Source organism: Winogradskyella wichelsiae (genome assembly GCF_013403925.1).
In the GTDB taxonomy this organism is placed as follows: Bacteria; Bacteroidota; Bacteroidia; order Flavobacteriales; family Flavobacteriaceae; genus Winogradskyella; species Winogradskyella wichelsiae.
The window spans coordinates 445170-458078 of record NZ_JABFDJ010000001.1 but is presented as its reverse complement, the minus strand read 5'-3'; the positions used below and the strand labels follow the sequence as shown (position 1 = coordinate 458078).

The window sequence follows — 12909 nt, the reverse complement described above, 5'->3', positions numbered from 1 at the left end:
ATTTTCTTTTTATTGTTTTCCTACCAATAAAGAAAAAGAACTACTTGTACATGCGTAATCGTCTTTGTCTTGTTTCTTGTCTCTTGTGTCTATTTTCGTTTTTTTATAATACTTTCTCCAATAATTTAATATAAATATCAATGCCTTCTTCAATTTCAGCTAAGTAAATAAATTCATCTGCGGTATGTGAACGTGTGCTATCTCCAGGGCCTAATTTTAGAGAAGGGCAACTTAATACGGCTTGATCAGATAGGGTAGGTGAGCCATAAGTTTCTCTGTCTAGTTCAACTCCTGCTTCTACTAATTCGTGATTTATAGGGATTGAAGAAGAATTTAATCGTAAGCTCCTTGGTATGATGCTAGTACAAGGTGATTTTCTTTTTAAGATTTCAGCAATTTGCTCGTTGGTATATTTATCATTTACACGAACATCAATCACTAAATCTACTTCTGATGGTATTGCATTGTGTTGTTTGCCTGCATTGATTTGTGTTACCGTCATTTTTACATCACCTAAAGTGGGTGATTTTTTGGTGAACTCATAATCTTTAAACCATTTTAAAACCTCTATTGTATTGTAAATAGAATTGTCTTCATTTGGGTGTGCGGCATGTCCAGCAGTACCTTTTACTTTAGCATCAAAAACCACTAATCCTTTTTCTGCAATAGCAAGATTCATTAATGTTGGTTCGCCTACAATAGCAACGTCTATATTTGGAATAATAGATAGCATGCTATTTAGTCCATTTGGACCGCTGCTTTCTTCTTCTGCAGAAGCTACAATAACTAAGTTATAGTTGAGGTTTTTCTTGTTGTAATAGTAAGTAAAAGTAGCTATTAAAGATACTAAGCAACCACCTGCATCATTACTACCTAAACCGTATAGTTTACCATCTTCTACAATGGCTTTTAGTGGATCTTTAGTGTAGCCGTTGTTTGGTTTTACGGTATCGTGATGTGAGTTTAATAATAGTGTTGGTTTACTCTCATCAAAATATTTATTGGTCGCCCAAATATTGTTTTGATTCCTGTTAAAAGGAATTTTTTGTGTTTTAAACCAATCTTCAATTAATAAAGCAGTTTGGTCTTCTTCGGAAGAAAATGATTGCGTTTCTATAAGTTGTTTTAGTAACGCTATGGCTTCTGTTGTAAGTCTTTCTATCATTTTGTGATTGTTGTGTGTTTAGTATTGGTATGGAAAAGCATATCTGATTTTCCGATGCAAACTTTTTCAACGTTATGATTAATGGCATAAAAACAATTATTTAATTTAGGTAACATACCTTCGTAAATAATGCCGTTTTCAATTAGTGTTTTGTATGTTTCAGTATTAATGTCTTCTATAACAGAATCATCATTTTCTACATTTTCTAAAACCCCATTTTTCTCAAAACAATAATACAATTTTGTGTGATAACTTGTTGCAAAACCTATGGCTAATTCTGAAGCAATAGTATCTGCATTCGTGTTTAGTAATTGACCATTTTCATCGTGGGTTATGGCGCAAAAAACGGGTGTGATGTTATTTTGAAGAAGAATTTCTAGAGTTTTAGTATTGACTTGTTTTACATCTCCTGCAAAGCCATAATCAATAGGTTTTGTGGATCTTTTTGTTGAAACAATAGTATTGCCATCAGCACCAGAAAAACCAATTGAATTACACTTGTGAGATTGTAGTTGTGCTACAATATTTTTATTGATCTTACCGGCGTAAACCATGGTGATAATATCTAAAGTTTTATCATCCGTAACACGTCTGCCTTCAGTCATAGTTACAGGGATATTCATTTGTGTAGCTAATTTTGAAGCTAATTTTCCACCGCCATGAACGAGGATTTTAGGGCCTTTTAATTTTGAGAACTCTTTTAAAAAAGACGATAACGCAACGTCGTTATCAATGATGTTTCCTCCGATTTTTATAACTTTTAGTGTTTCCATTTTGTTGTTTTTGTCATTTTTATAGAAGCGAAGAATCTTACATTAAGAGATTCTTCACTATGTTAAGAATGACATTCGCTTACTTTTATAAATTTTCTAAAATCTGTTTCAAAACGACTTGCGCAGCATAGGTTCTATTATTAGCTTGTTTTATGACTACTGATTGGTCGCTGTCTAAAACAGCATCTTCAACCACAACATTTCGTCTTACAGGTAAGCAATGCATAAATTTTGCATCACCTAAATTAGTTTTAGTCATCATCCAATTTTCATCTTGATGAAGTACTTTTCCGTAGTCTTTATAGCTACTCCAGTTTTTTACGTAAACAAAATCGGCCTCTTTTAATGCTTCTTCTTGATTGTAATTTATAGGTGTGTCTTTTGTGATTTCGTCATTTAATTCATAACCTTCAGGATGTGTAATGGTTAAATCAACTTCCATTTCTTGCATCATTTCTACAAACGAATTTGCAACGGCTTGTGGTAATGCTTTTGGGTGTGGTGCCCAAGATATAACGACCTTTGGTTTTGCTTTTTCTGTCAATTCTGTGATGGTAATAGCATCTGCTAAGGCTTGTAAAGGATGCGCTGTAGCGCTTTCCATGTTTACAATAGGAACCGTTGCGTGTTTTTTGAAGCTATTCAGAATTAATTCAGATTCATCTTTTGCTTTATCTGTTAAACTCGGAAAAGCTCTTACGGCAATAACATCTGCATATTGTGAAATGACTTGTGCAGCATCTTTAACATGTTCAGATTTGTCCATATTCATGACAACTCCATCTTCAAACTCTAAATTCCAAGCATCATTGACATTTAAAATGGTCACATTCATACCTAGGTTTTTTGCTGCTTTTTCGGTGCTTAATCGCGTTCTTAAGCTCGAGTTAAAAAATAGCATAACCAAGGTTTTATTTTTTCCTAATTCTGAAAATTCAAAAGGGTTCATTTTTAATAAAATGGCTTCCTTTATTGTTTCTGATAAGTTTTGAATGTCTTTAATTTTGGTGTAATTTCTCATGTATAATAAATCTTGATAGCTATCAAAATAGGCGTTTTGTTATGCTTTTAATTCTTTTTCTAAGGCTTTAAAAAAGACATCGATGTGTTTTTTCTGAATAGTTAACGGTGGAAGTATTCTAATTAGGTTAGGGTTTTTTGCACTTCCTGTAAATATGTGATGATTGAAAATTAACTTTTTTCGTAAATCAGCAATTGGAAAATCGAACTCTAAACCAAGCATCAATCCACGGCCTTTAATGGTTTTTAAATTTGGAAGCGCTTTTGCTTTGTCTAAGAAATAGGCTTCCATTTCTTTTGCATTTTGCATTAAATTCTGTGCTTCTATCACTTCTAAAACAGAAAGTGAAGCAGCACAAGCCAAATGGTTACCACCAAAAGTGGTTCCTAATAAACCAAAAGAGGCTTTAATTGAAGGGTGAATTAATATACCTCCGATTGGAAATCCATTTCCCATCCCTTTAGCTAATGAAATAATATCTGGTGTGATATTATGTTTCTGAAAGGCAAAAAAGTCACCAGTTCTACCAAAACCAGATTGAACTTCGTCTGCGATTAAAGTTGTATTGTAATGTTTGCATAGTTTTTCTAATCCTTGATAGAATTCAGTAGTGCTTTGGTCTAATCCTCCAACACCTTGAATAAACTCTACAATAACCGCACAAGTTTCATTTTGTTTTAAAATATTTTCAACGGCATCTAAATCTCCTAATTCAACAAAATCGACTTGTTGTTGTGCGTTTATTGGGGCAACAATTTTGGGGTTGTCAGTTGCTGCAACTGCTGCAGATGTTCTTCCGTGAAAGGAATTTTTAAATGCTAAAATTTTCTTTTTTCCATTGTGAAAAGAAGCTAGTTTTAAAGCGTTTTCATTGGCCTCAGCACCAGAATTACATAAAAACAGCTGATAATCTTTACAGTTAGATAAGGCTTCAAGTTTATCGGCTAATTCTACTTGCAATGGATTTTGAATAGCATTACTGTAAAAACCTAGTTTTTCAACTTGATTAGTGATTGCAGATACATACTTTGGGTGTGAATGCCCAATAGAAATCACAGCGTGTCCTCCGTAAAGGTCTAAATATTCCACGTTTTTATCATCATAAACATAAACGTCTTTTGCGCTTACAGGTGTGATGTCGAATAATGGATATACATTAAATAAACTCATATTTGCTCTTTTTTAATGTTGCTAATTTTATTGTATGAAGCGATCATACCTTGTATTAAAGATGAACTCAAACCTTTGTGCTCCATTTCGTTTAAACCTTCAATAGTACAGCCTTTTGGTGTTGTTACTCTGTCTATTTCTTCTTCAGGATGATGTCCGTTAGTAATTAATAAACTCGCTGCACCTTCGCTTGTGTACATAGCTAATTCTTGTGCTTCTTTGGCATCAAAACCTAATTGAATAGCTGCTTGAGTGGTTGCTCTAATTAATCGCATCCAGAAAGCAACTCCGCTTGCACAAACGACTGTTGCAGCTTGCATTTGAGATTCTGGTATTGCTAATGAATGTCCTAATCGATTAAAAATAGCTTCAGCAATTTTAATGCGCTTTTGTCCTTTTTCATTACTACATAAACAGGTCATTGATTTTCCAACAGCAATAGCTGTATTTGGCATAGCTCTTATTATAAATTGATCTTCGCCGACAATACTTTCAATCTTTGGAATTAAAAAACCTGTTATAGTTGAAATTAAAACATGTTTTTCTGTTAAATGAGGTTTTATGTCATTTAAGATTTTTTCAAAATGAGTGGGTTGTATAGCAAATATTAAAATATCAGATTGCTTTACGGCTTCAATATTATCAGTTGTTAAGATCACATTTTTATAACCGTCTAAATCTTGAATATCATCTAAGTTTCGTTTGGTTAAATATAATGTGGTGATAGCATTATTAGTGATTAATCCTTTGGCTATGGATTTTCCTAAATTTCCTGTTCCTATGATTGCTATTTTCATTTTGATTTTCTATTGTTTTTTAATCGTAAAATGTGTTCGCATTAAAAAATGCTAGGTTCATGTTAATGACCGCGAAAGCGGTTATCTCTTTAAGTTAAACTTTATTTTATCTAAACCTTTCGACTGCGCTCAAGGTGACAGTTTAGGCGATTTTCAATTTGGTTTCAGACCTACTAGGTTTATAAAACCTGCAAGGTCTTAATATGTTTGTTAAAAATAATTAGCTTTCAATTGTAAACCTTCAGTTTCTTCAAAACCATACATTAGATTCATATTCTGAACAGCTTGTCCGGAAGCTCCTTTTAATAAGTTGTCTATAATGCTAGTAACTAATAATTTATTTTCATGTTTATGTAAATGAAGAATACATTTATTAGTGTTAACCACTTGTTTTAAATGAATGTCTTCATCTGAAATAAAGGTATAAGCAGCATCTTTATAAAATTCAGAATACAATGTTTTTGCATCTTCTAAAGTTCCATTAAACTTAGTGTAAAGTGTAGCGAAAATTCCTCTTGAAAAATCGCCGCGATTGGGCATAAAGTTGATTTCTGAATTGAAATCAGACTGTAATAGGTTTACAGTTTGATTGATCTCACCTAAATGCTGATGTGTAAATGCTTTGTAATGCGAGAAATTATTAGCTCTCCACGTAAAATGGGTGGTTGCTGATAAGGAAGTTCCAGCACCTGTAGCACCTGTTACGGCATTAATATGAATATCGTTAGCTATAACCCCCGCTTTAGCAAGCGGTAATAATGCTAACTGAATTGCAGTAGCAAAACAACCGGGGTTCGCAATGTAATTCGCTTTTTTTATAGCTGTTTTATTTAGTTCAGGTAATCCATAAATAAATGCTTTATCATTAAAATTAGCATCAGCTTCTAGTCTAAAATCATTACTTAAATCAATAATTTTAGTCGTTTCAGAAAAGGTGTTTTTTTCTAAAAAAGCTTTTGAATTTCCATGACCTAAACATAAAAATAAGACATCAATATCTGGATTTATAGTGTCGGTAAACACTAAATCTGTGGTTCCTAATAAATCTTGATGTATTTTACTTATTTTATTTCCAGCATTTGAGGTGCTGAAAATAAAATTGATTTCTACATGAGCGTGTTGAATTAATAAACGTATTAATTCGCTAGCAGTATAACCTGCACCTCCAATGATTCCTGCTTTAATCATGATTCTGAATTTACTTGTTGGTAGATTTTGTTCTGATTACCAAAAATTTTGATAAACCCTTTAGCTTCATCAGCGGTCCAGCCTTTGTTTTCTTCGCCATAACTTCCAAACTTTGCACTCATTAAATCGTGCTTAGAAGCAATACCATCTAGTGAAAAATGATAAGGTTTTAAAGTTACAAATACATCGCCTGTTACTTTTTCTTGACTACTTTGTAAAAAAGCTTCCATATTTCTCATTACAGGATCTAGATATTGACCTTCATGTAAGTGCATACCGTAGAAGTTAGACAAGTAATCTTTATGTTGTAATTGCCATTTGGTTAAGGTGTGCTTTTCTAATAAATGGTGTGCTTTTATGATGATTAAAGCAGCTGCGGCTTCAAAACCAACTCTACCTTTAATTCCAACAATAGTATCTCCAACATGAATATCTCTTCCTATTGCATAACCAGAGGCTAATCTGTTTAAAATCTCAATATTTGCTTCTGGATTCTTTTTAATGCCATTTAAAGCGACTAATTCTCCTTTGGAAAATGTTAATACTACGTTTTCGGGATCGGTATATTTTAATTGCGAAGGATAAGCAGAATCTGGTAAAGGTTTTTCTGAAGTTAACGTTTCTTCTCCTCCAACACTTGTTCCCCAAAGGCCTTTGTTAACAGAGTATTTAGCTTTATTCCAAGACATGTCGATTCCGTTGTCAACCAAGTAATCAATTTCTTGTTGTCTTGTTAATTTACCATCTCTAATAGGTGTGATGATTTCAATTTCTGGTGCTAAAGTTTGAAAAATCATGTCAAAACGAACTTGGTCGTTTCCAGCACCAGTACTTCCGTGTGCAATATATTTTGCGTCAATACTTTTTGCATATTGAACAATTTCAATAGCTTGAATGATACGTTCCGCACTTACAGACAAAGGATATGTATTGTTTTTAAGTACGTTTCCGAAGATTAAAAACTTAATCACTTTATCATAATATGATGCAATGGCATCAATATTTTTATAGGTAGAAACTCCCATTTTATAGGCGTTACTTTCAATCGTTTTAATTTCTTCTGAAGTAAAACCACCTGTGTTTACACTTACTGCATGAACATCATATCCTGCTTTACTTAAACTTACCGCGCAGTAAGACGTATCCAATCCGCCACTATATGCTATAACTAATTTTTTACTCATCTTATTTGTCTTTTTTTAAAAACATGTTTTGTTTTATAAGTTTTAATCGTGTCCAAACCTTTTTATCATAATCACGACTTTCCGTTTTTGGTGCTTCTACCTTGCTAGGGTCATATAACATACCCGTACACAGACACATTTTTTGTTCCGTTCTTGTTAAAACATCGAAGTTTTTACAGGTTTGGCAACCTTTCCAAAAGGATTGATCGTCTGTTAATTCTGAAAATGTAACGGGTTTATAGCCCAGTTCGCTATTCATTTTTAAAACTGCTAGACCAGTAGTAATACTGAATATTTTAGCGTCTGGAAATTTTGTTCTTGAATGATCAAAAACTACTTTTTTAATTTGTTTCGCTAATCCAAGGTTTCTAAAATCTGGATGCACAATTAAACCTGAGTTAGCTACAAATTTGCCATGACTCCATTGTTCAATGTAACAGAAGCCAGCGAATTTATCTCCTTCTAAAGCAATAACAGCATTACCATTTTCTAGTTTAGTGATGATGTATTCAGGCTCACGTTTAGCGATACCAGTACCTCTTACTTTAGCGGCATCGGCAATAGTTTCACAAATAATTTCTGCGTAAATGCTATGTGATTTATCTGCAATAACAATTTCCATCGTAATTGATATTTTAAATTATAAAATGTTTTGATTTTTGTTTTTGAAAGCAGAATCGGACTCACCTAAATTCTATAAATAGAAACGTACCCTTACGGGCGACGAATAGAAAAGCGGCGTACGGCACTACGACTATCTAATACGATAGTTAAAAAGTGAGAATATAAGTTGAATTTTGAGTTGTACACAAGTAAAAAGAGTAAAAATGAATATAGAATTTGTTGCTAATTATGAGAATTAGCGACGGCGTTTTGTTAAGTCAAGACCAGTAGGTCTGGGTGCTCTATATTTGTGTGTCAGTGTAAACATAAGACTAATATAGGTATTATATTTCTTATAACCACTAATAAAAAAGTGATTTATCAAAAAATTATGAATTTCTAAATAAATCACTTTTAAATTATAAATATCTCATTATTAGAGTTTTTAATTAAAGGATGTAATCTGTGCTTACAAAATTTGAAGCTTTAGAATCCATTAAGTCCTTCAGTATCGCATTATTGTAGTCATTGTCTTTTGAAGCAACAAAGGTTCTGATTGAAAAAGAACGTAAAGCATCATGCACACTTAAAGTGGCAACGGCAGAATCTTTTCGGCCTGTAAAAGGATAGACATCAGGACCACGTTGACACGAGCTATTAAGGTTTACACGACAAACTAAATTTACAAGTGTATCAATTAATGGTGCTAATGTTTTTACATCTTTACCAAAAAGGCTTACTTGTTGTCCGTAATTAGATTCGGCCATGTCATCTAAAGGTTCTTCAATATCACTAAATGGGACAATTGGAATTACGGGTCCAAATTGTTCTTCTTGAAAAACACGCATATCTTTTGAAACAGGAAACAAAACGGCAGGAAAAATATAGTTCTCTGTGGTTTCTCCTCCTTTGGTATTAATTACTTTAGCACCTTTAATCGTGGCATCATCAATTAATTCTTGAATGTATGCAGGTTTTTCAGGCTCAGGTAATGGTGTTAACTTAGAACCATCCTCCCAAGGGTTACCAAATTTTAAAGCATCTACTTTTGCTGAAAAGCGTTTGTTAAATTCTTCAACAATTGTTTCATGTACGTATAATACTTTCAGTGCTGTACAACGTTGTCCATTAAAAGAAGTAGAGCCTGCAATACATTCGTCTATGGCCAAATCTAAATCGGCATCAGGTAATACAATTGCTGGGTTTTTAGCTTCTAAGCCAAGTACTAGGCGTAATCTATTACTTTTTGGATGCTGATTTTGTAAAGCGTTTGCAGATTTACTGTTTCCTATTAAAGCTAGTACATCTACTTTTCCAGCTTGCATAATTGGTGCAGCGACAGTTCTTCCTCTGCCATATATAATATTTACAACTCCTTCTGGAAAACTATTTCTAAAAGCTTCTAATAAAGGTGTGATTAATAAAACACCATGTTTAGCAGGTTTAAAAATAGTTGTGTTTCCCATCATTATAGCAGGAATCAATAATGCAAAAGTTTCGTTTAAAGGATAGTTATAAGGGCCTAAACAAAGGACAACTCCTAAAGGACCTCTTCTAATATGTGCATTAACACCAGAGTTTTTCTCAAACTTAGCACTATCACGATCCATTTGTTTGTAATCTTCAATGGTATCGTAAATGTATTCTACAGTTCTATCAAATTCCTTTTGTGAATCAGGTAAGCTTTTGCCAATCTCCCACATTAAGAGTTTAACAATTTCTTCTCGTTTGGTTTTCATTTGCTCTACAAACTTCTCCATACAAGCAATACGGTTTTCAACTTTCATAGTTGGCCATAAACCTTTTCCTTTATTGTAAGCTGAACATGCGGCGTCAAGTGCACTTAGAGCTTCTTTTTCTCCTAATGTTGGTATGGTTCCTAAAAGTGTAGGCTTGTAATCTTCTGTTGAAGAAATTGTGGAATAGACTTCCGAAGTTTCTCCAGCCCAGGGTATTAATTTTCCACCGACCAAATAGGTGTTTTGGTGAACCAAATTATTGATTTTATATTGTTCAGGAATTTCTTCAAATGTTGACTTCATATTCGTCTATTTTTAACTATTAAATATGCTAATAAAGGTACGGAAAAAGTAACTTCTAATTTGGTTAAATCTATGTTAAGCTATACTAGGAATTGAAATAAGTCGGGTTTATCATTTAAGTAATCTCCGAAGAAATTGTGAAGTTTCATTTTAGATATTAAAGGTTCTAGGTCTGATGGTGATTTAAGTTGTAATCCAACAACAGCAACATCATTTTCTCTATTCACTTTTTTGGTGTATTCAAAATGTGTAATATCGTCGGTTGGACCTAGTATATCTACTACAAAATCTCGTAAAGCTCCTGCACGTTGTGGGAATTTTATAATAAAGTAATGCTTAAGATTGGCATAGATTAAAGCACGTTCTTTTATTTCGGCCATTCGTGTAATATCATTATTACTTCCACTTATTACACAAACGACGTTTTTACCTTTAATTTCATCGGCATATTGTTCTAATGCGGAAATGCTTAAGGCACCAGCTGGCTCTACTACGATAGCTTCTTTATTGTAAAGGTCTAAGATGGTTTGACATATTTTTCCTTCATCAACGGTAATTACATTAGATAAATTTTCTTTACAAATAGCAAAATTTAAATCACCAACACGTTTTACGGCTGCACCATCTACAAAATTTTCTATGGATTCTAATTCTGTGTTTTTGTTGTTTTTTATTGAAGTAAGCATAGAGGGCGCTCCTTTAGGTTCTACACCAATAATTTTTGTTTGTGGGGATAGAATTTTAAAAACAGAAGATAATCCAGAAGATAATCCACCGCCTCCAATGGGTACAAATACATAATGTATAGGGTGCACTTTGGCTTGGTCTATAATTTCTAAACCTACCGTTGCTTGACCTTCAATAACTTTTTCGTCATTAAAAGGATGGATAAATGTTTTGTTTAAACGTTGGCATTCTTCCATGGCGGCATGACTTGCGTCATCAAAAGTGTCACCAACTAAAACCACGGTGACGTAATCTTCACCAAACATTTTTACCTGTTCAATTTTTTGATTAGGTGTAGGTGAAGGCATAAAAATGGTGCCTTTTATCTTCAGTAATTTACATGAAATAGCAACACCTTGTGCATGGTTTCCGGCACTTGCACATACAATTTCATTTTCAGTTTGAATAGGGCTTAAAGATGAAATTTTATTATAAGCTCCACGGATTTTATAAGAGCGAACTTCTTGTAAATCTTCTCTTTTAAAATACACATTAGCATCAAATAGTTTTGAGTATTGTGCGTTTTTTATTAGTGGAGTAACGTGAGCAATACCTCTAAGTCTTTCGGCAGCAGCTTCAACAGCTTTAAGTGTAGGCTTGTATATGTTTGTTGTGGTTTTTTCCATGTTCGTTTCCTGCGAAGGCAGGAACCTCTTTAATTAAAAAAATACCTATCAGATTTTTAAAACCTGACAGGATTATAATAGTTAAGCTAAGACAGATTCTTCAGCTTTTACATCTTCAGTTTTTATAACTTTCATTGCCGTCATAGCAGCACGTAAACGTTGACCAACAGATTCTATAGGGTGATTTCTAATAGCATCGTTAACCGCAATTAATTCTTTATTATCAACACCTGTTGTATTAGAAAATGATTTTCCGATGATAGAAGTATCTACCGTTTTCATGAAATCGGTTAATAATGGTTTACATGCGTGATCGAATAAATAACAACCATATTCTGCAGTATCAGAAATGACACGGTTCATTTCAAATAATTTCTTTCTAGCAATAGTGTTAGCTATTAATGGTAATTCATGTAAAGATTCATAATAAGCAGAATCTTCAATAATACCTGCGCTTACCATAGTTTCAAAAGCGAGTTCAACACCAGATTTCACAAATGCAATTAATAATACACCATGATCAAAATATTCTTGTTCTGTAATATGATCTGAAGTTAATTTAGTTTTTTCAAAAGCAGTTTCACCAGTTGCAGCTCTCCAAGTTAATAAGTTTACATCATCATTTGCCCAATCTTCCATCATAGTTTTAGAAAAATGACCAGAGATAATATCATCCATATGTTTTTCAAATAATGGACGCATAATGTCTTTTAATTCTTCAGATAATTGAAAAGCTTTTATTTTAGCAGGATTAGATAAACGATCCATCATGTTAGTAATTCCACCATGTTTTAAAGCTTCTGTGATAGTTTCCCATCCATATTGAATTAATTTAGCAGCATAACCTGGTTCAATGCCTTCTTCAACCATTTTATCAAAAGATAAAATAGCTCCTGTTTGTAATAAACCACAAAGTATGGTTTGTTCTCCCATTAAATCAGATTTTACTTCCGCAATAAAAGACGATTGTAAAACACCAGCTTTATCTCCACCAGTTGCAGCAGCATAAGCTTTGGCTTGCGCCCAACCTTTTCCTTCTGGATCATTTTCTGGATGTACCGCAATTAAAGTCGGTACACCAAAACCACGTTTATATTCTTCTCTTACTTCTGTACCAGGGCATTTTGGTGCCACCATAATTACAGTAATATCTTCACGAACAACAGTACCTTCTTCTACAATATTAAAACCATGAGAATAACTTAAAGTTGCCCCTTTCTTCATAAGAGGCATAATTGCTTTTACAACATTGGTGTGTTGCTTGTCCGGTGTTAAGTTTAACACTAAATCAGCAGTAGGAATTAACTCATCATAAGTCCCAACAGTAAATCCGTTAGAAGTTGCATTTTTATAAGATTCACGTTTTTGGTCAATAGCAACCTGACGTAAAGTATAAGAAATGTCTAACCCAGAGTCTCTCATGTTTAAACCTTGGTTAAGACCTTGCGCTCCACATCCCACAATAACGATTTTCTTTCCTTTTAATGCGTTTACACCATCTTCAAATTCTGAAGCATCCATAAAACGACATTTTCCTAATTGATCTAATTGATTTCTTAATGCTAATGTGTTGAAATAATTTGACATTGTTTTTTGTTTTTAGTTCAGAAAAGA

Annotated in this window: 11 protein-coding genes; all 11 read right to left on the bottom strand. The window is 33.3% G+C overall.

The window, feature by feature from the left end; all coding sequences use genetic code 11:
• Positions 1 to 103: 103 nt before the first annotated feature.
• The 11 genes from HM985_RS02060 to ilvC all read right to left on the bottom strand — a co-directional run bounded on the left by HM985_RS02060 (position 104) and on the right by ilvC (position 12882).
• The gene (locus HM985_RS02060; protein ID WP_179374637.1) at positions 104 to 1165 is read right to left on the bottom strand and encodes a M20 family metallo-hydrolase; all 1062 of its coding nucleotides are present in this window, start codon (positions 1163 to 1165) and stop codon (positions 104 to 106) included.
• Positions 1162 to 1938 (bottom strand): acetylglutamate kinase, encoded by a 777-nt coding sequence (argB, locus tag HM985_RS02055; RefSeq protein WP_179374636.1) that lies wholly within the window; start codon positions 1936 to 1938, stop codon positions 1162 to 1164. Before argB ends, HM985_RS02060 begins: the two co-directional genes overlap by 4 nt.
• 85 nt (positions 1939 to 2023) lie before the next feature.
• Positions 2024 to 2959, bottom strand: a complete 936-nt coding sequence (locus HM985_RS02050; protein ID WP_179374635.1) for a Rossmann-fold NAD(P)-binding domain-containing protein — start codon at positions 2957 to 2959, stop codon at positions 2024 to 2026.
• A gap of 39 nt (positions 2960 to 2998) precedes the next feature.
• Positions 2999 to 4129, bottom strand: coding sequence for an aspartate aminotransferase family protein (locus tag HM985_RS02045; protein ID WP_179313420.1), 1131 nt, complete (start codon positions 4127 to 4129; stop codon positions 2999 to 3001).
• Positions 4126 to 4926 (bottom strand): pyrroline-5-carboxylate reductase, encoded by an 801-nt coding sequence (proC, locus tag HM985_RS02040; RefSeq protein WP_179374634.1) that lies wholly within the window; start codon positions 4924 to 4926, stop codon positions 4126 to 4128. Before proC ends, HM985_RS02045 begins: the two co-directional genes overlap by 4 nt.
• 210 nt (positions 4927 to 5136) lie before the next feature.
• The gene (gene argC, locus HM985_RS02035; RefSeq protein ID WP_179374633.1) at positions 5137 to 6114 is read right to left on the bottom strand and encodes an N-acetyl-gamma-glutamyl-phosphate reductase; all 978 of its coding nucleotides are present in this window, start codon (positions 6112 to 6114) and stop codon (positions 5137 to 5139) included.
• Complete coding sequence (locus HM985_RS02030; RefSeq protein ID WP_179374632.1) at positions 6111 to 7298, bottom strand: argininosuccinate synthase; 1188 nt, start codon at positions 7296 to 7298, stop codon at positions 6111 to 6113. Before HM985_RS02030 ends, argC begins: the two co-directional genes overlap by 4 nt.
• Before the next feature lies 1 nt (position 7299).
• Positions 7300 to 7920, bottom strand: a complete 621-nt coding sequence (locus HM985_RS02025; RefSeq protein ID WP_179374631.1) for a GNAT family N-acetyltransferase — start codon at positions 7918 to 7920, stop codon at positions 7300 to 7302.
• A gap of 430 nt (positions 7921 to 8350) precedes the next feature.
• Positions 8351 to 9943, bottom strand: coding sequence for an NADP-dependent glyceraldehyde-3-phosphate dehydrogenase (locus tag HM985_RS02020; RefSeq protein ID WP_179374630.1), 1593 nt, complete (start codon positions 9941 to 9943; stop codon positions 8351 to 8353).
• Positions 9944 to 10023: 80 nt separating this feature from the next.
• A complete protein-coding gene (gene ilvA / locus HM985_RS02015) occupies positions 10024 to 11295 on the bottom strand; it encodes a threonine ammonia-lyase IlvA (protein ID WP_179374629.1) in 1272 nt (423 codons plus the stop codon).
• A gap of 81 nt (positions 11296 to 11376) precedes the next feature.
• Positions 11377 to 12882, bottom strand: coding sequence for a ketol-acid reductoisomerase (ilvC, locus tag HM985_RS02010; RefSeq protein WP_179374628.1), 1506 nt, complete (start codon positions 12880 to 12882; stop codon positions 11377 to 11379).
• Between the last annotated feature and the right edge of the window lie 27 nt (positions 12883 to 12909).